The following is a 22,508-nucleotide window of genomic DNA, read 5'->3' as shown; positions in this document are numbered from 1 at the left end:
GAGCGCATTATGCCGTTGATTTCCCTCGCCGATGGCCTCGCCCATGCTCGCGAGCACCGCTATGCCTTAGGCGCGTTTAACGTTCTGGATTCGCACTTCCTGCGTGCGCTGTTTGCCGCCGCGAAGCAGGAACGATCGCCATTTATTATCAACATTGCCGAAGTGCATTTTAAATATATCTCGCTGGATTCTCTGGTCGAAGCGGTAAAGTTCGAAGCCGCACGCCATGACATTCCGGTGGTGCTTAACCTCGATCACGGCCTGCATTTTGAGTCGGTGGTGCGGGCGCTGCGCTTAGGCTTCAGCTCGGTGATGTTCGATGGTTCTACGCTGGAGTACGAGGAGAATATTCGCCAGACCCGCGAGGTGGTGAAGATGTGCCACGCCGTCGGCGTGTCGGTGGAAGCAGAGCTGGGGGCCGTCGGCGGCGATGAAGGCGGAGCGCTGTACGGCCATGCCGACGAGTCGCTGTTTACCGACCCGATGCTGGCACGGGATTTCGTCGACAGAACCGGCATTGATGCCTTAGCCGTCGCCATTGGCAATGCCCACGGCAAGTACAAAGGCGACCCCAAACTCGACTTCCCGCGACTGGACGCCATTCGACAGCAGGCGGCAATCCCGCTGGTACTGCACGGCGGCTCCGGCATTAGCGACGACGATTTCCGTCGCGCCATCGAGCTTGGCATCCACAAAATCAACTTCTATACCGGTATGTCACAGGCGGCGCTGGCGGCGGTGGAGTCGCGGATGAACAACCGCCAGCCGCTGTACGACGAATTTGCTGAGCTGCTGTTGGGTATCGAAGAGGCCATTACCGATACCGTCTCCGAACAGATGCGCATCTTTGGCAGCGCGGGGCAGGCCTGATGGAACGCAGAGGCATTATCGCCGCAGGCAACATGCTGGTCGATCATGTGCATCAAATTGTGCAGTGGCCGGAATGCGGTTGGCTGGCGGAGATCACCCACAGCGAACGCGCTACCGGCGGTGCGCCCCTGAACGTGCTGCTGACGCTGGCGAAAATGCACACCGGGCTACCGCTGCAGGCGGTGGGATTGATCGGTCAGGACAGCGATGGTGACTACATTATGGCGATGCTCGAGCAGTATCACGTGAATCGCCAGCACGTGCAGCGCACCACGTCCGCCCCCACCTCGATGTCGCAGGTGATGACCGACCCGAGCGGCCAGCGCACTTTTTTTCATTCTCCCGGCGCAAACCGGCTGCTGGACCTGCCCGCCTTTGAGCAGCTTGATAGCACGATGAAAATTTTCCATCTCGGCTATCTGCTGCTGCTCGACAGCCTGGACAAGCCGGATGATACCTTTGGCACGCGCAGCGCTCGGCTACTGGCGCAAATGCGCGATAACGGGTTTGAAACATCGCTGGACCTGGTGTCGCGCAAGGGCGATCCGCGCTATCAGCCGCTGGTAATGCCAGCGCTCCGTCATCTCGATTATCTGGTGATTAACGAGCTGGAGGCCGGGGAATTCAGCGGGCTGGCGATCCGCCAGCCTAACGGTGAGCTGCATATCCCGCACATCGCCAGCGCTGCACGTGAGCTGCTGGACGCGGGCGTGCGCCAGCGGGTGGTGATCCACTGCCCGGAAGGCGCCTGGGGCGAAACGCCGGATCGAGACGGCACATGGATCCCTTCGCAGTATCTGGCGCAGGAGGAGATCGTCGGCAGCGTCGGTGCGGGGGATGCATTTTGCGCCGGATTTTTGTACGGCTGCCATGAGCACTGGTCGCTGGAAGAGAGTATCCGGCTGGCGCACGCCTGCGCGCGGGCCAGTTTGCTGTGCGCCAATGCCATCGACGGCGCGAAAACGCTGGCAGAGTTAAAAGCTGGGATGGCTGATGCCTGATGCGCTGCGCTTATCAGGCCTACGTAGCCATTATCGCTTTTGTAGGCTGGATAAGGCGTTTACGCCGCATCCGGCAACTGCACACGATCACGCCGCTTTTTCGTGATGCTGGACGTCAGCGGCAAACACGTATCCCAACCCGCGCAGGGTTTTAATCAGCATAGGCTGATGCGGGTTGGCTTCTATTTTGCGCCGCAGTCGCATGATTAACACGTCGATGGTGCGATCAAACACCTCGACGCTGTCGCTGCGCGTCAGTTCCAGCAGCTGCTCGCGGCTCAGCACCCGCCGGGCATTTTGTGCCAACGCCAGCAGCAGGCTGTATTCGCCCTGCGTCAGGTCGACTTTCAACTGCTGGGGATTACGCAACTGGCAGCCCGCGGTATCCAGATGCCAGCCATTAAAGGAAAGCCCGGTAGTTTGCGCACCCGAGCCTTCAGGCGTGAGCACGCCTACGCGTCTGAGCACCGCCTTCACCCGCGCCACCAGCACCCGCGCATTGAACGGTTTACCGATGTAATCATCAGCGCCCATTTCCAGCCCGACCACCACATCCGACTCACTGCCCATTCCTGTGAGCATCACTACCGGCAGGCCAGGCCTCATCTTTTGCACCTGTTGCAGCACCATCAGGCCGTTGGTGTCGGGCAGCACCATATCCAGTAAAACCAGCGCAATATCCGGCTGAGTCTCAATGCAGCGCAACGCCGCCTGTCCGGTATGACAGGCCGTCACGGCAAAGACGTGTTCGCTCAACACATCCTCCAGGAGTGCGCAGATTGTTACGTCATCATCCACAACCAGTATCGCCGGCTTCATTGTTTTTCCCCATCTCGCGCCAACTCAAATGAGTGTGAATGATTCTGCACAGAGTGACAGCGATAAGGCACAAGGACGTGCGGGAAACATAGCCCCGGTCACACTGCCGGGCCGTCACACTTGTAGGATTCGTCACGTCAAATATGACGACAGCCTGTTTTTCGTCAGGGTTTTGCACAAATGATGCCCGTATTATCGGCCAATGCCCCTGCTAAAAACATGGCATAAAAGATGCATAACAAAAACGACAAGCGCGTATGCGCGATTTGATTAACTGGAGCGAGACCGATGAAAAAAGTCGTCACGGTTTGCCCATATTGCGCATCAGGTTGCAAAATCAACCTGGTGGTCGATAACGGCAAAATCGTCCGGGCTGAGGCGGCGCAGGGGAAAACCAACCAGGGTACCCTGTGTCTGAAGGGCTATTATGGCTGGGATTTTATCAACGATACCCAGATCCTAACCCCTCGCCTGAAAACCCCAATGATCCGTCGCCAACGTGGCGGCAAACTGGAATCTGTTTCCTGGGATGAAGCGCTGGATTACGTGGCAACTCGCCTGAGCGCCATCAAAGCGAAGTATGGCCCGGATGCTATTCAGACGACCGGTTCATCTCGCGGAACGGGTAATGAAACCAACTATGTAATGCAAAAATTCGCACGCGCCGTTATTGGTACCAATAACGTTGACTGCTGCGCTCGCGTCTGACACGGCCCTTCGGTTGCAGGTCTGCACCAATCGGTCGGTAACGGCGCAATGAGTAATGCGATTAACGAAATTGATAACACCGATTTAGTGTTTATTTTCGGGTACAACCCGGCGGATTCCCACCCTATCGTGGCGAATCACGTGATTAACGCTAAACGTAACGGGGCGAAAATTATCGTCTGCGATCCGCGCAAAATTGAAACCGCGCGCATTGCCGACATGCACATCGCGTTAAGAAACGGCTCGAATATCGCGCTGCTCAACGCTATGGGTCATGTCATCATCGAAGAAAAACTGTACGACCAGGCGTTCGTGGCCTCACGTACGGAAGGCTTCGAAGAGTACAGCAAGATCGTCGAAGGCTATACGCCGGAGTCCGTCGAAGACATTACTGGCGTGAGCGCACAGGAAATTCGTCAGGCTGCACGTATGTATGCATCGGCAAAAAGCGCGGCTATCCTGTGGGGCATGGGCGTGACCCAGTTCTATCAGGGCGTGGAAACCGTGCGTTCACTGACCAGCCTCGCCATGCTGACCGGCAACCTCGGTAAGCCAAGCGTGGGCGTTAACCCGGTTCGTGGCCAGAACAACGTTCAGGGCGCGTGCGACATGGGTGCGCTGCCGGATACCTATCCGGGCTATCAGTACGTTAAATTCCCAGAAAACCGCGAGAAATTTGCTAAAGCCTGGGGCGTAGAAAGCCTGCCTGCCCATACCGGCTATCGCATCAGCGAGCTGCCGCACCGTGCGGCGCATGGCGAAGTGCGCGCGGCGTACATTATGGGTGAAGATCCATTACAGACCGATGCTGAACTGTCCGCAGTGCGCAAAGGTTTTGCGGATCTGGAACTGGTCATCGTGCAGGATATCTTCATGACCAAAACCGCCGCTGCCGCAGACGTTATTTTACCGTCTACGTCATGGGGTGAGCATGAAGGCGTCTACTCTGCGGCTGACCGTGGCTTCCAGCGCTTCTTTAAAGCAGTTGAGCCGAAGTGGGATCTGAAAACGGACTGGCAGATTATCAGTGAAATTGCTACCCGTATGGGCTACCCGATGCACTACAACAACACCCAGGAAATCTGGGATGAGTTGCGCGGCCTGTGCCCGGATTTCTACGGCGCCACCTACGAGAAGATGGGCGAACTGGGCTATATCCAGTGGCCTTGTCGCGACACCTCGGATGCCGATCAGGGCACGTCTTACCTCTTCAAAGAGAAGTTTGACACCCCGAACGGTCTGGCACAGTTCTTTACCTGCGACTGGGTTGCGCCAATCGACAAGCTGACCGACGAGTACCCGATGGTCCTGTCGACGGTGCGCGAAGTCGGCCACTACTCTTGCCGTTCAATGACCGGCAACTGTGCGGCACTGGCGGCATTAGCGGATGAACCGGGCTACGCCCAGATCAACACCGCCGATGCTGAACGTCTGGGCATTCAGGATGAAGAGCTGGTGTGGGTTAACTCGCGTAAAGGTCGTGTCATCACGCGTGCGGCAGTCAGCGATCGCCCGAACAAAGGCGCGATTTACATGACCTACCAGTGGTGGATTGGGGCCTGTAATGAACTGGTCACCGAGAACCTGAGTCCGATTACCAAAACGCCAGAGTACAAGTACTGTGCCGTCAACGTTGAGCGCATTGCCGATCAGCGTGCTGCCGAGCAGTATGTGATTGATGAGTACACCAAGCTGAAAGCCAGTCTGCGCGAAAGCGCGATGGGCTGATCTGCCGGATGGCGGCATGAATGCCTTATCCGGCCTACGACCTGTTTCCACTGTAGGCCTGATAAGATGCGTTGGCATCGCCATCAGGCATTTTCCTTACAACGGTCTCCATTCGGAGGCCGTTTTTTTATGCAAATAATCTCTCTATACTGTTCGTTCCCTACTCTAAATCTAAAAATAAGATGAAACGACTTTTCGCCTTGATGGTGTTATTGACATGTTTTGCCCATGCCGAAGAACCAGGTAGCCAGTTCCTGAAGGCCGCAGAGGCTGGAGACCGACGCGCACAATACTTTCTCGCCGATACCTGGTTTAGTTCAGGCAATTTGAGTAAAGCCGAATACTGGGCGCAAAAGGCTGCCGACAATGGCGATTCGGACGCCTGGGCTCTGTTGGCACAAATTAAAATTACCAATCCAGTCAGTCTGGATTATCCGCAAGCCAAAACGCTGGCTGAAAAAGCGGCCCAGGCGGGCAGTAAGAGCGGCGAAATTACACTGGCACGTATCCTGGTCAATACCCAGGCGGGGCGTACCGATTACCCCAAAGCCATTACGCTGTTACAAAACGCCTCGGAGAATCTGGAGAGCGACTCAGCCGTTGATGCGCAGATGCTGCTCGGCCTGATTTACGCCAACGGCGTAGGCATTCCCGCAGACGATGACAAAGCCACCTGGTATTTCAAACGCAGCTCGGCCATTTCGCGTACCGGGTATTCCGAGTACTGGGCCGGGATGATGTTCTTAAACGGTGAGCAGGGTTTTATTGAAAAGAATAAACAGAAGGCGCTGCACTGGTTGAATCTGAGCTGTACGGAAGGGTTTGATACCGGCTGCGAAGAGTTTGATAAGTTAACGAACGGGTAGTGAAGGTGGATTGCCTGATAAGCATAGCGCCATCCGGCAATCCAGAGCGGGTTGCCGGATGGCGGCGTTGCCTTATCCGGCCTACACGGCGGTCTTATCAAATTTGCCCAATACTTCGCGCTCATAGGCCAGCGCTTTTTTACGGTCAAATTTGTGTTCCCACTTGGCGATAACCAGTACCGCCAACGCGTTACCCACCACGTTCAGCGCAGTACGCGCCATGTCGAGGATACGGTCAACACCGGCGATAAATGCCAGACCTTCCAGCGGAATACCCACGCTACCCAGCGTAGCCAACAGCACCACAAACGACACACCCGGCACACCCGCGATCCCTTTCGAGGTCACCATCAGCGTCAGCACCAGTACGATTTCCTGCCACAACGACAGGTCAATGCCGTACAGCTGGGCGATAAAAATCGCGGCGATACTCTGGTACAGCGTCGAACCGTCAAGGTTGAACGAATACCCGGTCGGCACCACAAAACTGGTGATGGAGGCCGGTGCGCCATAGGCTTCCATCTTCTCAATAATACGCGGTAGCACGCTCTCAGAGCTGGCGGTAGAGTAGGCCAGAATCAGTTCGTCTTTCAGGATACGAATCAGGATCCAGATGCTCAAACCGCACACGCGCGCCACGATACCGAGCACCACCAGCGCGAAGAACAGGATGGCGAAATGCACCAGCAGCACCAGCTTCGCCAGCGGCCACAGGGAGGCAAAACCGAAGTTCGCCACGGTGACGGCGATCAGCGCAAAGACACCGACCGGCGCATAACGCATCACCATGTGCGTCACTTTAAACATCGTTTCAGAGATGGAACGGAACACGGTCACCAGCGGTTCGCGGTGAGTGGCCGGCAGTGAAGACAGGCCCAGACCAAACAGCACCGAGAAGAAGATAATCGGCAGCATGTCGCCTTTCGCCATCGACGCAACGATGTTGGTCGGCACCAGTGACAAAATCGTACCCATCAGGCCATGCGCGTGGCTCTGCACTTCTGCGGTTGTACTTTGATATTTCGAAATATCCACGGTCGCCAGCTGCGACATATCGACACCGGTACCAGGCTGGAACACATTCGCCAGCGTGATGCCGAGGATAATTGCCACGGTGGTGATCACTTCGAAATAGATAATGGTTTTGGCGCCAATACGACCCAGCTGTTTGGCATCACCGACCCCGGCAATACCGACGATCAACGTGGAGATAACTATCGGCACAACAATCATTTTGATCAGGTGGATAAAGATATCCCCTGCCGGAGACAGCAGGTTAACTACCAGCCATTCGCGGCTGTCACTGTGATAATGCAGGTAACTCCCCAGCAAAATGCCCAGCACCATGGCGATCAAAATCTGCCAGGCCAGGCTGACTTTCAAATTTTTCATAACAACGGACTTCCTCGATGGAGCGCTATTTCACATATAACCTATGGGAATAGTACATACTGAAAGGGTATGAATTGTGTTGCGTTCGTTTATGGAATTTTTTAACGCTTATTATCATTATCATTTGCATGGCATTCAGCGCAACCCTTTAAGAACAGGGCCTTTAGCTGATTTTATGCATAAAAACGCGAGTTTATGCGGGTCATCATGAATAACTTTTTGTTATAAAAGAATATTCATTTGATAAAAAATGAAGAATTATGACTGTGCGTTTTTTTCGCTAATTTGTTCAACTGCTGTTTTTTTGCACAGCAAAAACGACGCAAATCACAAAAAAACAAAAATTATTTTTGTCGATTCTGCAGCAATTTCGCCATATTGATTGAGTCAATCAACTGAGCACGATCCACCCTCGGCGAGTTTAAATCGAGAACTTTTTGCCACTGCAAAATAGCCTGTGCATAGTCGGCCTGCATAAACGCATCAGCAGCCAGCAGCATCAGCGCGGTAACTTCTGTCGGGTCCAGCGCCAGCGATTTCTCAATCATCTCACGGGTTTGCGGCGTCATATGCTGCCCGGACTGATAGTACAGCACCGTCGCCAGTGCCGAATAGATCTCGGCGTTTTCACCGCGCAAACGCAGCGCCTGCTCATAGGCCAGTAGCGCATTATGATACGCGTTTTGCCAAAGATAATACTCACCCAGTTGCGCCCATTGCGTGCTGTCTTGCGGGTTGGCACGTATTTTTGACTGCAGCGAAAGCAGCTGTTTTTCCTGCATATTTTCATCAGAAAACGCATGTAACGGGTCAGCCAGTCGCGCCTGCTCCTGCTGGACCGCCTGCCATTTAGGCGACAACAAATACCCTCCCGTGCAGGCAATCACCATCAGCACAGCTATAGCGGCCAGGCGTTTTACCGGCATCGGACGCAACGGTGCACAACATTCAGGCTGACTCATCGTTCATCCTCTTCTACGCGCTGATGCGTTCTCACCCGCCAGATAATCACGCCCACCAGCAGCAATAACAGGCACGGCAGTGCCCACAACAACAGCGTCTGCTTATTGAGCGGCGGGTTATAGCGGACGAAATCACCGTAACGATCGGTCATCCACGTGGTGATCTCATGTTCACTTTTGCCCTCTGCCACCATGCTATACACCTGATGACGCATACTGACCGCCACCGGCGCATTGGATTCCAGTAAGTTTTGATTCTGGCACTGTGGGCAGCGCAACTGGCTGGCAATAGACAGCGCTTTTTCCTGCTGTTGCGGGTTGTCAAAACGCCAGGTGTCGACAACCTGGGCATGCGTAGCGAAAGTGATGAAAAACAAGACGATCGTTAAGAGTAAAAACTTTCTGCCGGATGGCGCTGCGCTTATCCGGCCTACGGTTTGCGTACCCTGTAGGCCGGATAAGGCGTTTACGCCGCCATCCGGCAACGCTGTGATTAATTTACGCATCGCGCTTTCTCCCCCGCCAGCCGCTGAGCAGCGCGCCGAATACCATCAGCAGCCCTCCGCCCCAAACCCAACGCACACCACTTTGCACGTACAAGCGCATGGCATAGCGCTCCGGTCCGGTTTTTTCGCCGATCACCGCGTACCAGTCGTGCAGCAGGTTCCAACGGATACCCGGCTCCATCATTTGCTGGCGACGCGCGGAATAGAAGCGTCTTTCGGGCTGCAGGCTGCCGATGCGTTTCTCATCCTGCCAGAGCGTAATCAGCGCCTTTTCACTGGTGTAGTTTCCTTTTGCTTCCAGAGAGAGGTGCTCAAAGCGGAAAACATAGCCTGCCAGTTCAACCTGCTGCCCAGGACTCAGATTCAGGCTCACTTCCTGGCGGCTCCCGCTGGAGAACACGATCCCTGCAGCAAAAACCAGCACGCCAGCATGCGCCAGCAGCGCCGGAAGCTGGCTTCGCAGCGGCACCTTCCGGCTTCTGATCGTCGCTATCACGATGACCACCAGCATCAGCAGGCCAAACGGCAGCGTTGCACGGTTGAAGTAAGGCGCGCCAACGGAGAGTCGTCCCCAACCAAACAGGCCGTAAATCATCGGATACAGCGTGCCAATCAACACGATAAGCAGCACCGCGCAAAACAGCAGCAGCGCGACCAGAATCATCATCTCACGCGACCAGCCGCCAAAACGTACCGTGTGACCGACGTCCCGCGCCCGCCAGGCATACAGACCGAGCGATGCCAGGCTTAACACGGTAAACAGCGCAAACAGCGGCGCAGCGCGGACGTTGTCCAGCGCAAAGGCATGAACAGAAACCAGTATGCCGGAACGCACAATCAGCGTGCCCAACAGCGATAAAATCAGCGTGACAATCGCCAGCAGCAGCGACCAGTGCGGGAAACCTCCACGCTGCCGTGAGACATACAGGCTATGCAGTAACGCACTGGCGGAAAGCCAGGGTAATAAGGAAGCGTTTTCTACCGGGTCCCAGAACCACCAGCCGCCCCAGCCCAGTTCACAATAAGCCCACCAGGAACCAAGGATGATCCCAAGCGTCAGGGCGCACCAGCCGGGCAGCGCCCAGCGCCAGCACACCCAGGCAGTCCGCGCGTTAAAGCCGCCGCGCAGCAGCGAAGCCAGCGCCACGCCGGCCGCCACCATCAGCCCACCGTAGCCCAGATACAGCAGCGGTGGATGCAGAATCAGCCCCAGGTGTTGCAGCATCGGGTTCAGGTCGCGCCCTTCAATTGCCGGCGGGAAGATGCGTACGAACGGATCGGACCACACCACCACGAACAGCAGCAATGACGCGGTCATCATTGACAAGACACAGAGGGTTAACGGAAATAGCGCGTCCGGCTCACGCCTGGAGCGCCAGGCGAACAGTGCGCTCCAGGCAGAAAGAAACAGCACCCACAGTAGCAGCGATCCTTCATGACCACCCCACACCGCCGCCAGCTTTAATCCCCACGGCAGCAGGCTATAGCTGTGCTGAGCTACGTAAACAACGGAGAAATCACTGGTCAGGAAACAGAACACCAGAATGGCAAAGGCCAGCAACAGCAGCGCAAACTGCGTCCACACGCCCACGCAGGCCAGACGCATAACGCCCTGCCAGCGCTGACGTACGCCCGTCAGCACGGCAAGCGGGGTCAACACGTTGACCCCGAGACTTAACAACAATGCCAGAAAACCGGCTTCAGGAAGGAGTACGTCCAGAAATCACCTTGCCCTACGCAACCGTCAGTTGCCCTGCATACAGAATGAAAAAGCGCAGCAGCAGCACGCCGGTCAGGCTGGCACCACACACTGCCAGCACACCGTGAAACGTCGGGCTGCGATTCGCCCACGGTTTCAGCAGCATCGGCAGGATCAGCCCCAACCCGGCCACGCCCAGCCAGAACCACCAGGTCCAGAAACCACCGCCCAACGCCGCAACCAGCGCGCGCATTTTGCCGTCATCGCCCAGCGCCAGCCCGATAAAGAACGCCGCCAGCAGGAAGATTTCCAGCCACACTACCGGGGTTTCCATGCGGTGTACAAAATGCGCCTCGGTGGTGTGCGGGTTACCGCGATGGCGCAATGCCATGGCGATCAGCGCCACCGCCGCACCGGACGAGATCCCGGAAAACAGGAACAGCACTGGCAAGATCGGGTTATTCAGGAACGGATAGGATTTCAGCGCCGACAGCAGGAACCCTGTGTAGGCCCCGAGCAGCACCGCCAGCACCAGCATCACTGTTTCCAGCAGACGATGGAACGGCGCGATCAGCGCCAGCAGTTTTGGCACGATCGTCAGACGAGGCACGAAGCGCTGTTGCAGGGCAATAACCTCTTTATCAAAGATTTTTGCCAGCCACAGCACCAGCACCACCATATACAACTGGAATAGCATGACCCCCATCGACATCACCGAGGTGAAGCTGTAGTGGAACATCAGTTTCCAGAAGGTCCATGGACGCGTCAGGTGCAAGACCAGGATCAGCAGGCCGAGAATAATCGCTCCCGGCCCGAGTACCAGCGTGGTACGCAGTAACGTACTGTCTGAACCGCCCGCTTCCGGATGCTGCCGTCGAAGCAATACCGACAGCGTCACCAGTCCGGCGGAAATACCGATCAGGAACAGATAGATGGCGATGGGCCAGTCCCACACCAGTGATTCAAAATGGAATGCAGAAGCGGGTGTCATTGACTCACCTCCCCGTATTTAAAGGGAACGCGGTAGACCTTCGGTTTGGTGCCTAACGCCAGCTTGTAACGGTAGGTATTTTTCTGGTGTAACAGACGAGAGACCTCGCTGTTGGGATCGTCCAGATTACCAAACGTCAGCGCTTTCGTCGGACATGACTCAACGCAAGCAGGCTGCTTGCCCGCTTTCAGGTTGGTTTTACGGCAGAAGTCGCACTTATCTGCCGTTTTGTTGACCGGATGAATAAAGCGCACACGATACGGGCAGGCGGCGATGCAATACTGGCAACCGACGCACAGATCCGGGTTCACATCCACAATGCCGGTGGCAGCATCGCGATACGATGCCCCCGTCGGGCAGACGTCAACACAGGGGGCGTGATCGCAGTGCTGGCACGAATGGCGGAAGAAGCGGTACTTCACATCAGGAAACGTCCCCAGCGGCTCGCTGCGAATAATCGTCAGACGCGATACGCCTTCCGGCACGCTGTTCACTTCCCGACAGGCATCCATGCAGGCGGTACAGCCGATGCATAATGATTCATCATGTATCATGCCGTAACGCACGCCGTTAATGTTTAACGTCTTCGCCACGACGCGTCCCGCCGTCCCGCTAACAGCCACCAGCGCGCCGACGCCGGTGATAAACTGGCGACGAGAGCAACTCATGGATGCTCCTTAAGCAAGGGAATCGACGCCGGATTAAAGTTTGGATTGTTACGCTGATCGCTGTGGCAATCGACGCAAATCTTGATCCGTCCTTTATCGCTTAGCGTCTGCATCGTGTCTTGCTTCGGATGCAGTGAGTGACAGCTGGCACACGCTACTTTCGTCACGTGGACATCGTGCGGCCAGAACGCTTTTTGCAACTGCTCAGGCAGGTGACAGGACATACAGACGCTGTTCTGCTGCTCCACGTTGTACATCGGCTCATTAAAGCGCATCACATCCTTCACCCCTTCGCGGTGATTGGGTGACGGCTGGCCGTGACAGTTGGTGCAGGTAACCGGCAGTTTATTATTTGGGTTGATGACTTCGGCATGTTTACCATGCATGCCTTCGGTGTCCGGCTTGTGACAATCCAGACAGGCGGCATCCGGATTACGCTGTTGGGTGACCGTAAAGCGTTGATCCGATTCCTGTGGCGTGGGGGTCGCGGCATTCCCGCACAGGCTCCAGAACAGGCCTGACGCCAGCACCCCAGCAGTTAATAACGAACGTAATACGCTCATATTCACTCCGTTGAGTTATCCGCCCCTTGCGAGGCGGAAAGGGGTTATTGGCTTAACAGACCGTTTTTACGCGCCTGGTCTTCCCACTGCGGAATCACCGTTTTGATGAAGTCCTGCTTCTCAGCATTGATTTGCTGCATGTTCAAACCGATCGCCTTCTGGGCTTTCTCTTTCGTCGAGATATCCGGCAGCGGAATTTCATGGGTGATGCCTTTGGTCGCCAGCAGACGGACCAGTTTGGTACGGGCATCGGCCGCTTTATCCATCGCGCTACCCAACATACGCAGACCTTCTTCCGGCGCGTGCATGTGAATCCCGTGCGAGGCGATAGACAGATCCCAGCGCCATTGCGCATGGCGAATATCTTCCAGAATCGGCTTCATTTCAGCTTCCGTTGCGCCCGCATCCCATGCAGCTTTCGCTTCGAAGTGGGCATGTACCAGCTGATCTTCAACCTTGATTTTCAGGTCATGAATCGCTTGTTTACGCTCGGCAACCACTTTTTGCAGGGACGCTTTGTCCTGGGTGTGGCAGTTGGCGCAGGTCTGAGGGAAGTTATCGAACGGGTTACCAATTTTATGGTCGGTGTAGATCTTGCCTTCAGCGTTTTGCACTTTCGGCATATGACAGTCGATGCAGGTCACATTGTTCTTGCCGTGAATGCCCGCAGTCCAGGTTTCATATTCCGGGTGCTGCGCTTTCAGCATCGGCGTTTTAGACAGGGAGTTGGTCCAGTCGGAGAACGCAATGGCGTCGTAGTATTTCTCCATGTTCTCAACTTTCATCCCCTCGTCCCACGGGAACTTAACGGCTTTGTTTTTACCGTCGAAGTAGTACTCCACGTGACACTGGCCGCAGACCATGGACTGCTGGTCAAAACGACCGGCTTTATCAAACGGTTTACCGATGCTTTCCATCGCGCGTTCTGCATAAGGACGGGACAACGTCAGCTCAGGCTTCCCTTTGGCGAAATCTGCCGAGGCGGTGTTATGGCAATCCGCACAGCCTAAATTGTTAACAATTTCCGGGCCGCCGCGCGCCCATTTACCGTGGAAATAACCGTCTTCGCCGTCTTTCTGGATCAGGCGCGCCACGTCAGGGCTTTTACAGCTCCAGCAGGCCATCGGCAGCGGACCATCTTCTGCAGTTTTTGGCGCGCCGGTACGTAATGTTTCACGGACATCGGTCACCGCGTAGGCATGCCCACGCGGTTTGTTGTAATCACGCGAGAAAGGATATCCCGCCCACAGAATCACCAGTCGTGGATCCTCTGCCAGCGCATCTTCACGTGCGGACTGCTCCGACGTGGCTTTCCATGAGAGGTATTGATCGGGATGCTGAGGGGCGAAGGTTTCATTCTTCGCTTCAACGGTGACGGTTTTTGCGGGTACTGGGGTTTGTTCAGCGTGAACGGCAGAGATAAATAAAAACGGTAATATCAGGCTGAAGAAACGGAGTACGGGTGATTTTGTCCTTGCCATAGGGGGGGTCTCATCCAGATGACGCCATTGTCTGCAATGGCGATTCTTTTATTGTTTTCCATAACAGCAACCACACGTATACTGTCATGACATTGCTCCACCCTCTTTTTAACAAAAAACCACACTTAGAATGTTGTTTTTAATCAATTGTAAGTGCATGTAAAATACCACTTTAGAGTTAGTAAACCCCTCCAACCTCTCACTCTTTGGTCTATTCCCGACACCGATCACCTTTTTCAAACTTCTTCATATAACTGCATGTTATCGCGAGATTTAATCAATTTTTGCTAGTTCTCTTCAAAAATCAGTTTGCCGCTAATTTGCACAATTCGCTTATTGCGTGATCTGCCGCTCAAATCCCAAACAAAACTCCAAATGCCCCTACATTTAACGTTTATGAGACATATTATTAACATCCTACAAGGAGAACAAAAGCCATGAGCCAAATACATAAACACGCTATTCCCGCAAATATTGCGGATCGTTGCCTGATAAACCCGGAGCAGTACGACGCGAAATACCAACAATCTATTACCGACCCCGACACATTTTGGGGCGAGCAGGGAAAAATTCTCGATTGGATGCAACCTTATAGCCTGGTAAAGAACACCTCTTTTGCGCCCGGCAATGTGTCCATTAAATGGTACGAAGACGGCACGCTGAATCTGGCAGCGAACTGCCTTGACCGTCATCTACAGGAAAACGGCGATCGCACCGCCATCATCTGGGAAGGCGATGACGCAACTCAAAGTAAACATATTACCTATCGCGAACTGCATCGCGACGTTTGCCGTTTTGCCAATACATTGCTGGATTTAGGCATTAAAAAAGGCGATGTGGTGGCGATCTATATGCCAATGGTCCCGGAAGCTGCGGTGGCGATGCTGGCCTGCGCCCGTATTGGTGCGGTGCATTCGGTGATCTTTGGCGGGTTCTCGCCGGAAGCCGTTGCCGGACGTATCATCGACTCAAACTCGCGCCTGGTGATCACCGCCGATGAAGGTGTGCGTGCTGGACGCGGCATCCCGCTGAAAAAGAACGTGGATGATGCGCTGAAAAACCCGAACGTGAAGACCGTTGAGCACGTGGTGGTCCTCAAACATACCGGCGGAAAAACAGACTGGCAGGAAGGCCGCGACCTGTGGTGGTCCGACCTTATTGAGAAAGCGAGTCCTGAGCATCAACCGGAAGAGATGAACGCGGAAGATCCGCTGTTTATTCTGTATACCTCCGGTTCAACCGGTAAGCCAAAAGGCGTGCTGCACACCACCGGCGGGTATCTGGTTTACGCGGCGACCACCTTCAAATACGTGTTTGATTATCATCAGGGCGATATCTACTGGTGTACCGCTGACGTCGGCTGGGTAACCGGGCACAGCTATTTGCTGTACGGCCCGCTGGCCTGCGGCGCTACCACGCTGATGTTCGAAGGCGTACCCAACTGGCCAACGCCTGCACGTATGTCGCAGGTCGTGGATAAGCATCAGGTCAATATTCTCTATACCGCACCCACCGCGATCCGCGCCCTGATGGCAGAAGGCGATAAAGCGATTGAAGGCACCGACCGTTCGTCACTGCGTATTCTGGGCTCTGTCGGCGAGCCGATTAACCCGGAAGCCTGGGAATGGTACTGGAAGAAGATTGGCAACGAAAAATGCCCGGTCGTCGATACCTGGTGGCAGACCGAAACCGGCGGTTTCATGATCACCCCACTGCCGGGCGCTACCGAACTGAAAGCCGGTTCGGCAACACGTCCGTTCTTCGGCGTGCAGCCGGCGATTGTCGATAACGAAGGCAACCCGCTGGAAGGCGCGACCGAAGGCAACCTGGTGATCACCGATTCCTGGCCGGGTCAGGCGAGAACCCTGTTTGGCGATCACGATCGTTTTGAGCAGACCTACTTCTCCACCTTCAAGAATATGTACTTCAGCGGCGACGGCGCGCGTCGTGACGAAGACGGCTACTACTGGATAACAGGACGCGTGGACGACGTGCTGAACGTTTCCGGCCACCGTCTGGGGACGGCTGAAATCGAGTCGGCGCTGGTGTCGCATCCGAAGATTGCCGAAGCCGCGGTAGTGGGTATTCCGCATAATATTAAAGGCCAGGCCATCTACGCCTACGTCACGCTGAACCACGGCGAAGAGCCAACACCTGAGCTGTACGCTGAAGTGCGCAACTGGGTGCGTAAAGAAATTGGCCCGCTGGCAACGCCAGACGTGCTGCACTGGACCGACTCACTGCCAAAAACCCGCTCCGGCAAAATTATGCGCCGTATTCTGCGCAAAATTGCGGCGGGCGATACCAGCAATCTGGGCGATACCTCGACCCTCGCCGATCCTGGCGTGGTAGAGAAACTGCTCGAAGAGAAGCAGGCTATCGCGATGCCATCATAACCCTAACCGTGAAATGCCCGATGGCGCGCTGCTTATCGGGCCTACAGGTTCAGCATCCCTTGTAGGCCGGATAAGGCGTTAGCTGCCATCCGGCAAAATAAAAAATCCCCCTACCCTCTCTTCATCGGGAGGGAAATTATAAAACCTCCCCCAAAGGATTTCGTGTTGCCGGACTGCGACAGCTAACAGGTCATGCCTGCAGTGTGAAAGACAAAGGGGACCTCTGGAGAGCTCTGCGATGAATGACAATATTTATCAGCGGATAGAAGACAGTGCGCGTTTCAGGGAGTTAGTTGAAAAAAGGCAACGGTTTGCCGCTGTACTATCCATCATCATGCTGGTGGTTTATATCAGCTTTATTTTACTGATTGCCTTTGCGCCTGGCTGGCTGGGGACGCCGCTACATGCGGGAACCAGCGTCACCCGGGGTATTCCAATTGGGGTGGGCGTGATCCTCATCTCCTTCCTCCTGACCGGAATCTATATCTGGCGGGCTAACGGTGAATTCGATCGTCTTAACAATGCGGTTCTGCACGAGGTTAAAGCATCATGAAGAGAGTCCTGACGGCGCTAGCCGCCACGCTGCCCTTCGCCGCAAATGCGGCGGATGCTATTAGCGGTGCAGTCCAACGCCAGCCAACCAACTGGCAGGCGATTGTTATGTTCCTGATTTTCGTCATCTTTACGCTCGGCATTACCTACTGGGCGTCTAAGCGCGTGCGTTCGCGTAACGACTATTACACCGCGGGCGGTAACATCACCGGTTTCCAGAATGGGCTGGCGATTGCGGGCGACTATATGTCGGCGGCGTCGTTCCTCGGGATTTCCGCGCTGGTCTTTACCTCTGGCTATGATGGGCTGATTTACTCACTCGGCTTCCTGGTCGGCTGGCCAATCATTCTGTTCCTGATTGCCGAACGTCTGCGTAACCTCGGTCGCTACACCTTTGCGGACGTCGCCTCTTACCGTCTGAAGCAGGGGCCTATCCGTATTCTGTCGGCCTGTGGTTCACTGGTGGTGGTCGCGCTGTACCTGATCGCCCAGATGGTGGGTGCCGGGAAGCTTATCCAACTGCTGTTCGGTCTGAACTATCACATTGCTGTGGTGCTGGTTGGCGTACTGATGATGATGTACGTGCTGTTCGGCGGCATGCTGGCCACTACGTGGGTGCAAATCATCAAAGCCGTGCTGCTGCTGTTCGGCGCCAGCTTTATGGCCTTCATGGTCATGAAGCACGTCGGCTTCAGCTTCAATAACCTGTTCACCGAAGCGATGGCGGTACACCCGAAAGGCTCGGCGATTATGAGCCCGGGCGGATTGGTGAAAGACCCAATATCGGCGCTATCGTTAGGCCTCGGACTGATGTTCGGAACCGCGGGTCTGCCGCACATTCTGATGCGTTTCTTCACGGTCAGCGATGCCCGCGAAGCGCGTAAGAGTGTGTTCTACGCCACCGGCTTTATGGGTTATTTCTACATCCTGACCTTTATCATCGGTTTTGGCGCAATCATGCTGGTCGGTGCAAACCCGGCATATAAAGACGCGGCTGGCGCACTGATTGGCGGCAATAACATGGCGGCGGTGCATCTGGCCAACGCGGTGGGCGGTAACCTGTTCCTCGGCTTTATCTCCGCAGTGGCCTTTGCCACCATTCTGGCCGTGGTTGCTGGTCTGACGCTGGCGGGTGCCTCGGCGGTCTCTCACGATCTGTACGCTAACGTGTTCCGTAAAGGTGCTACCGAGCGTGAAGAACTGCGCGTGTCGAAAATCACCGTACTGGTACTGGGCGTGATTGCCATCCTGCTCGGCGTGCTGTTTGAAAACCAGAACATCGCCTTTATGGTCGGTCTGGCGTTCGCTATCGCGGCAAGCTGCAACTTCCCAATCATCCTGCTTTCCATGTACTGGTCACGACTGACCACACGTGGTGCCATGCTGGGCGGCTGGTTAGGTCTGATAACGGCAGTGGTGCTGATGGTGCTTGGCCCAACGATTTGGGTGCAAATTCTCGGTCACGAAAAAGCCATTTTCCCGTATGAATACCCGGCGCTGTTCTCCATTAGCGTGGCGTTCCTCGGTATCTGGTTCTTCTCTGCCACCGATAATTCCGCAGAAGGTAATCGCGAGCGTGAGCAGTTCCGTGCTCAGTTCATCCGTTCCCAGACCGGGTATGGCGTAGAGCAAGGTCGCGCGCACTAATAGATCTCCTCCCCGGCTTCACCGGTCGGGGAGTGTTCGGCACAGATTCAACCTGCGGTAAAACTCGCCACCAGACGGAGTTTTCCATCAATTAGCTTAAACAAATATGACGAGGCTCCGTCACAAGACTCTGAGAGGCCAGGCCGTTGTTTATTCGCATCGGTACCCTGAGAAAGCCTTAAAACGCCCTCGTCAAATTCCCCCATAGCAACCGTGTCGCAGGTTCCGTCAACCACGTGACGCTGACCGTTTTCTTCATAATAAAACGTGCCGTCTTCATCACCCGGAAAGTATTTCCGTTTCTGCTCTTGTGCCGATAGCGCGTTTATCCGGTGTTCTTTGATTTCCAGAGTGTCAGGGTTAACATCAAGACTACTCAAGATGTGTAAACCCTTAATAATCTGCGACGCATTTTTATCAAACACCGCCTCGGTAAGCTGATCCGACTGAGATGATTGTGATTCATCGTAAGGAATAAAATCATCAAGGCTGCCCGGTAATGGGAATACAAAATAAGACTTTAATGCGGCAACGTTTTTCTCACTCAGCACCTGCTGGAACTGTTGAAACTGAATCAGCGCGCTTTTCTTTTGTTCGGGCGTGTTGAGAGGGGTAACATCTTTCACATCATCAAGGATGAGCAAGACAGAGGTAAAGTGGAGGCCAGTTTGGGCATACATCGTTTTCCCAGTCAGGATGACATCTTTTCCCAGAGAAGGAGCAAGATCGGCGTAACCAGGCTTACTTTTGCCCATCAACATAAGCTGTACTAGCGGTACACTTTCACTCTCACCGGTAATATCACACTCAAAAGGTTGATCCAACTTTAGATAATCATAAGTTACCGCTTCATCGCCGTCCTTGATGCTTTCGTAATTTGGCGGGCCGGGTAGCGTCTGTTGTATCAATGTTCCCTGAAGTACCACCTTTTGGTCCTCATCAGGACACCAGGCCATAACGACCTGGCTGAACAGGAGAGCAGATAACCACAAATATTTCACACTGAATATCCTTACACTGGCTAACGGAATTAATAACGATTGTAAAATATGAGCGTAAGGCTAAAAAGCGTTCATGGGAAAATCAGAATATCGACATCTTCTCCGGTCTTTTTCGCTGGGGATCACAGTTTTCTCTCTCCAACGTATCCATCACTGTTGATAGCGCTACAGTACCAAAATGAAATTGAAACACTGTTTTTATTACATAAACACGTTAATTCATTTTGAGAAAAGAGGATGCGATGAAGAAATATGCCCTGGTAGGAACCGGCGGGCGAGCGGGCCTGTATATCTCAGCGATTGGTGGGCAATGGAAGGAAAACGCCCGGCTGGTCGCCTTTTGCGACACCAACCAAACCCGTATGAACTACGCGAATCAGCTATTAAAAAATGAGGGGGCCGCTCCGGTATCCACCTGGAAAGCCGCACAGTTTGAAGACATGATCCGCGAAACCCGCCCCGATGTCATCATCGTGACCACTATGGACCGCACCCACGATGACTATATCGTGCGGGCGCTGCACGCGGGCTGTGATGTGATCACTGAAAAACCGATGACCATCGATGAGAAGCGCGCCCTGCGTATTCTCGACGCCATTGAAGAGACCGGACACGAGGTGCGCGTCGCCTTTAACTATCGCTATGCTCCGCATCACAGCAAGGTACGCGAGCTGCTGATGAACGGTGCCATTGGCGACGTCTTTTCGGTTCACTTTGAGTGGTTACTGAATACCGAACACGGCGCCGATTACTTCCGCCGCTGGCATCGGGAAAAGCGCAACAGCGGCGGCCTGCTGGTGCATAAATCAACCCATCATTTTGACCTGATGAACTTCTGGCTGGACAGCTATCCACAGCGTGTTTATGCCGAAGGCAGCCTGCGTTTCTACGGAAAAGAAAATGCCGAACGCCGCGGTGTGACGCAGTTTTATCCACGTGCTCATGGCTATGCGCAGGCCAAGGACGATCCGTTTGCACTGCAAATGGCGGAGAATCCGCAGCTTAAAGCGCTGTATCTGGATGCTGAACACGAAGACAACTATTTCCGAGATCAAAGCGTATTCAGCGATGGCATCACCATTGAAGACACGCTGTCGGTGCTGGTGAAGTATCAAAACCAGGTACAGCTCACCTACTCGTTGAACACTTATCTGCCGTGGGAAGGACTGAACGTGGTGTTTAACGGTAGCGAAGGTCGCCTGGAGATGAAGATCGTGGAGAAATCATACGTCAATGCAGGCGGGGCGAGGGAGAACGAAGGCAGCCTGGAAAGCTGTGATATTACCGTTTTCCCGATGTTCGCTGCGCCCTGGCAGGCCGACTTCACGCTGGGCGAAGGTGGCCACGGCGGCGGTGATAACGCGATGCTGGCCGATCTGTTTGGCGAGCCGCGACACGATCCGCTGCAGCGAGCCGCCGACCATCGCGCGGGCGCCATGTCAATTCTGACCGGCATCGCCGGGAATCGCTCCATGCAGCAGCAGCGCCCGGTAAATTTTAAAGAGTTTGAACTGATTTCACGGCTGAAATAGCGTACGGGCCGCTGGTCAGAACATCAGCCTCGCGACCAGCGGTGCCACCAGCACCATCACCACGCCGGAAAGCATCATTACCAGGCTGGCAATCACCCCTTCCTGTTGGCCAAGCTCATAGGAGCGCGCGGTGCCTGCGCCGTGCGACGCCGCACCAAACCCAGCCCCTTTCGCCATCCCTTCACGAATGGAAAGGCGCAAAAACAGCATGTCGCCCACCGCCATACCGAATACGCCGGTGATCACCACAAACAGCGCCACCAGATCAGGTTGCCCGCCCAGCGGCTCGGCCGCCGCCAGTGCAAATGGCGTGGTCACCGAGCGCACCGCCAGGCTGCGCTGGATTTCATCGGGTAACATAAACAGACGCGCCAGCCATACCGAACTGGTGACGGCCACCAGTGTTGCTGTCACCACGCCTGCCGTCAGCGACATCCAGTGACGCTTAATGACCGCGAGATTATCGTAAACCGGCACGGCAAATGCGATGGTCGCCGGGCCCAGAAGCCACATCAGCCAGTGCGATTCACCAATATAGTTTTGCCAGGAGATATGCCCGAACACCAGCATCAGCACCAACAGCGCGGGCGTGAGGACCAGCGGCATCAGCGGCAATGTCCGAAAACGACGATACAGGCGCTTGTTGGCAAAATAGATACCCAGCGTAATCACCAGACACAACACGCTTAACTGGAAATTACTCACGGTTTAACCTGCTCATTTCATAGCGATAAACTTTATCAACCACCCACGCAGTGGCACCGAGCACCATCAGCGTGCTGATGGCAATAACGGCAAAAATGCGCCAGCCATCCACCAGCAACAGGTGCGTATAGTTCACCACGGCAACAACCGCCGGGACAAAAAACAGCAGCATTTCAGCCAGCAGCCAACGGGCGCCTGCGCGTATCCAGCTAAGCGGGATCACCCTGCACACAATCAGCACCAGCATCAGTACTATCCCGACCAGGTTGGCGGGAAGCGGCAAATGTAGCCAGGAGACAAGATATTGAGCAAAAACAAATAAACCTGCGTACAACAGAACCTGAACGGGGACCTGGAGTCGATGAATAACCGCAGGCGTCACGCGGCTAATCGCCACAGCCATGAGGGAATGTCCGTAAAA

Annotated in this window: 18 protein-coding genes and 1 pseudogene; 8 read left to right on the top strand and 11 right to left on the bottom strand. The window is 54.8% G+C overall.

The window, feature by feature from the left end; all coding sequences use genetic code 11:
• The first annotated feature begins 9 nt into the window (after positions 1–9).
• Together FCH32_RS20580 and FCH32_RS20575 are read left to right on the top strand one after the other, a co-directional pair.
• A complete protein-coding gene (locus tag FCH32_RS20580; RefSeq protein ID WP_117343589.1) occupies positions 10–870 on the top strand; it encodes a ketose 1,6-bisphosphate aldolase in 861 nt (286 codons plus the stop codon).
• The gene (locus tag FCH32_RS20575; protein ID WP_135912718.1) at positions 867–1,871 is read left to right on the top strand and encodes a carbohydrate kinase family protein; all 1,005 of its coding nucleotides are present in this window, start codon (positions 867–869) and stop codon (positions 1,869–1,871) included. Before FCH32_RS20580 ends, FCH32_RS20575 begins: the two co-directional genes overlap by 4 nt.
• A gap of 87 nt (positions 1,872–1,958) precedes the next feature.
• Here FCH32_RS20575 and FCH32_RS20570 read toward each other — a convergent pair whose 3' ends face one another.
• Positions 1,959–2,690 (bottom strand): response regulator, encoded by a 732-nt coding sequence (locus tag FCH32_RS20570; RefSeq protein ID WP_174361441.1) that lies wholly within the window; start codon positions 2,688–2,690, stop codon positions 1,959–1,961.
• 288 nt (positions 2,691–2,978) lie between these two features.
• On the opposite strand from FCH32_RS20570, the gene fdhF reads away from it, so the two are divergent.
• On the top strand, positions 2,979–5,126 hold the full coding sequence (fdhF, locus tag FCH32_RS20565) for a formate dehydrogenase subunit alpha (RefSeq protein ID WP_115259684.1): 2,148 nt from the start codon (positions 2,979–2,981) through the stop codon (positions 5,124–5,126).
• A 182-nt stretch (positions 5,127–5,308) separates the two neighbouring features.
• Positions 5,309–5,992 (top strand): Sel1 family TPR-like repeat protein YjcO, encoded by a 684-nt coding sequence (gene yjcO / locus FCH32_RS20560; protein WP_174361440.1) that lies wholly within the window; start codon positions 5,309–5,311, stop codon positions 5,990–5,992.
• An 81-nt stretch (positions 5,993–6,073) separates the two neighbouring features.
• On the opposite strand, the gene gltP is transcribed toward yjcO, so the two are convergent.
• From gltP to nrfA, 7 genes and pseudogenes are all read right to left on the bottom strand, one after another.
• Positions 6,074–7,384, bottom strand: a complete 1,311-nt coding sequence (gene gltP / locus FCH32_RS20555) for a glutamate/aspartate:proton symporter GltP (RefSeq protein ID WP_096758683.1) — start codon at positions 7,382–7,384, stop codon at positions 6,074–6,076.
• A gap of 344 nt (positions 7,385–7,728) precedes the next feature.
• The gene (nrfG, locus tag FCH32_RS20550) at positions 7,729–8,346 is read right to left on the bottom strand and encodes a heme lyase NrfEFG subunit NrfG (RefSeq protein ID WP_096758684.1); all 618 of its coding nucleotides are present in this window, start codon (positions 8,344–8,346) and stop codon (positions 7,729–7,731) included.
• Positions 8,343–10,572 (bottom strand): annotated as a pseudogene (gene nrfF / locus FCH32_RS20540) (heme lyase NrfEFG subunit NrfF). Before nrfF ends, nrfG begins: the two are co-directional and overlap by 4 nt.
• A 13-nt stretch (positions 10,573–10,585) precedes the next feature.
• Positions 10,586–11,542, bottom strand: coding sequence for a cytochrome c nitrite reductase subunit NrfD (gene nrfD / locus FCH32_RS20535; RefSeq protein ID WP_174361439.1), 957 nt, complete (start codon positions 11,540–11,542; stop codon positions 10,586–10,588).
• The gene (gene nrfC, locus FCH32_RS20530; protein WP_115259688.1) at positions 11,539–12,210 is read right to left on the bottom strand and encodes a cytochrome c nitrite reductase Fe-S protein; all 672 of its coding nucleotides are present in this window, start codon (positions 12,208–12,210) and stop codon (positions 11,539–11,541) included. The genes nrfD and nrfC overlap by 4 nt, the downstream gene beginning before the upstream one ends.
• Entirely contained in the window at positions 12,207–12,773 is a 567-nt protein-coding gene (gene nrfB, locus FCH32_RS20525; RefSeq protein ID WP_096758689.1) for a cytochrome c nitrite reductase pentaheme subunit, read from the bottom strand. The genes nrfC and nrfB overlap by 4 nt, the downstream gene beginning before the upstream one ends.
• A 44-nt stretch (positions 12,774–12,817) precedes the next feature.
• Positions 12,818–14,254, bottom strand: coding sequence for an ammonia-forming nitrite reductase cytochrome c552 subunit (gene nrfA / locus FCH32_RS20520; protein ID WP_096758690.1), 1,437 nt, complete (start codon positions 14,252–14,254; stop codon positions 12,818–12,820).
• 437 nt (positions 14,255–14,691) lie between these two features.
• Here nrfA and acs point away from each other — a divergent pair, with 437 nt between their 5' ends.
• From acs to actP, 3 genes are all read left to right on the top strand, one after another.
• Positions 14,692–16,650: an acetate--CoA ligase gene (acs, locus tag FCH32_RS20515; RefSeq protein WP_174361438.1), complete on the top strand. Its 1,959-nt coding sequence runs from the start codon at positions 14,692–14,694 to the stop codon at positions 16,648–16,650.
• A 238-nt stretch (positions 16,651–16,888) separates the two neighbouring features.
• Entirely contained in the window at positions 16,889–17,203 is a 315-nt protein-coding gene (locus FCH32_RS20510) for a DUF485 domain-containing protein (protein WP_096758693.1), read from the top strand.
• Complete coding sequence (gene actP, locus FCH32_RS20505; RefSeq protein ID WP_146718041.1) at positions 17,200–18,849, top strand: cation/acetate symporter ActP; 1,650 nt, start codon at positions 17,200–17,202, stop codon at positions 18,847–18,849. The genes FCH32_RS20510 and actP overlap by 4 nt, the downstream gene beginning before the upstream one ends.
• 47 nt (positions 18,850–18,896) lie before the next feature.
• On the opposite strand, the gene FCH32_RS20500 is transcribed toward actP, so the two are convergent.
• Entirely contained in the window at positions 18,897–19,850 is a 954-nt protein-coding gene (locus tag FCH32_RS20500; RefSeq protein ID WP_146718040.1) for a DUF4431 domain-containing protein, read from the bottom strand.
• Positions 19,851–20,092: 242 nt separating this feature from the next.
• Here FCH32_RS20500 and FCH32_RS20495 point away from each other — a divergent pair, with 242 nt between their 5' ends.
• Entirely contained in the window at positions 20,093–21,382 is a 1,290-nt protein-coding gene (locus FCH32_RS20495) for a Gfo/Idh/MocA family protein (protein WP_115259692.1), read from the top strand.
• A 15-nt stretch (positions 21,383–21,397) separates the two neighbouring features.
• Here the strand turns inward: FCH32_RS20495 and FCH32_RS20490 are convergent, their stop codons facing one another.
• Positions 21,398–22,087, bottom strand: coding sequence for an LrgB family protein (locus FCH32_RS20490; RefSeq protein ID WP_115259693.1), 690 nt, complete (start codon positions 22,085–22,087; stop codon positions 21,398–21,400).
• A complete protein-coding gene (locus FCH32_RS20485) occupies positions 22,080–22,490 on the bottom strand; it encodes a CidA/LrgA family protein (RefSeq protein ID WP_174361437.1) in 411 nt (136 codons plus the stop codon). Before FCH32_RS20485 ends, FCH32_RS20490 begins: the two co-directional genes overlap by 8 nt.
• Positions 22,491–22,508: the final 18 nt, after the last annotated feature.

The sequence above is a fragment of the Citrobacter gillenii genome (assembly GCF_013337685.1).
Classification (GTDB): Bacteria; Pseudomonadota; Gammaproteobacteria; order Enterobacterales; family Enterobacteriaceae; genus Citrobacter; species Citrobacter gillenii.
The sequence above is the reverse complement of the archived record's forward strand: the minus strand, read 5'-3'. Positions and strand labels throughout refer to the sequence as shown.

Excerpts from the sequence above, each read along its gene's own strand:
- FCH32_RS20580 (WP_117343589.1), top strand. The coding sequence starts at position 10 with ATGCCGTTGATTTCCCTCGCCGATGGCCTCGCCCATGCTCGCGAGCAC.
- FCH32_RS20570 (WP_174361441.1), bottom strand. The coding sequence starts at position 2,690 with ATGAAGCCGGCGATACTGGTTGTGGATGATGACGTAACAATCTGCGCA.
- yjcO (WP_174361440.1), top strand. The coding sequence starts at position 5,309 with ATGAAACGACTTTTCGCCTTGATGGTGTTATTGACATGTTTTGCCCAT.
- gltP (WP_096758683.1), bottom strand. The coding sequence starts at position 7,384 with ATGAAAAATTTGAAAGTCAGCCTGGCCTGGCAGATTTTGATCGCCATG.
- nrfG (WP_096758684.1), bottom strand. The coding sequence starts at position 8,346 with ATGAGTCAGCCTGAATGTTGTGCACCGTTGCGTCCGATGCCGGTAAAA.
- nrfD (WP_174361439.1), bottom strand. The coding sequence starts at position 11,542 with ATGACACCCGCTTCTGCATTCCATTTTGAATCACTGGTGTGGGACTGG.
- nrfC (WP_115259688.1), bottom strand. The coding sequence starts at position 12,210 with ATGAGTTGCTCTCGTCGCCAGTTTATCACCGGCGTCGGCGCGCTGGTG.
- nrfB (WP_096758689.1), bottom strand. The coding sequence starts at position 12,773 with ATGAGCGTATTACGTTCGTTATTAACTGCTGGGGTGCTGGCGTCAGGC.
- nrfA (WP_096758690.1), bottom strand. The coding sequence starts at position 14,254 with ATGGCAAGGACAAAATCACCCGTACTCCGTTTCTTCAGCCTGATATTA.
- acs (WP_174361438.1), top strand. The coding sequence starts at position 14,692 with ATGAGCCAAATACATAAACACGCTATTCCCGCAAATATTGCGGATCGT.
- FCH32_RS20510 (WP_096758693.1), top strand. The coding sequence starts at position 16,889 with ATGAATGACAATATTTATCAGCGGATAGAAGACAGTGCGCGTTTCAGG.
- actP (WP_146718041.1), top strand. The coding sequence starts at position 17,200 with ATGAAGAGAGTCCTGACGGCGCTAGCCGCCACGCTGCCCTTCGCCGCA.
- FCH32_RS20495 (WP_115259692.1), top strand. The coding sequence starts at position 20,093 with ATGAAGAAATATGCCCTGGTAGGAACCGGCGGGCGAGCGGGCCTGTAT.
- FCH32_RS20485 (WP_174361437.1), bottom strand. The coding sequence starts at position 22,490 with ATGGCTGTGGCGATTAGCCGCGTGACGCCTGCGGTTATTCATCGACTC.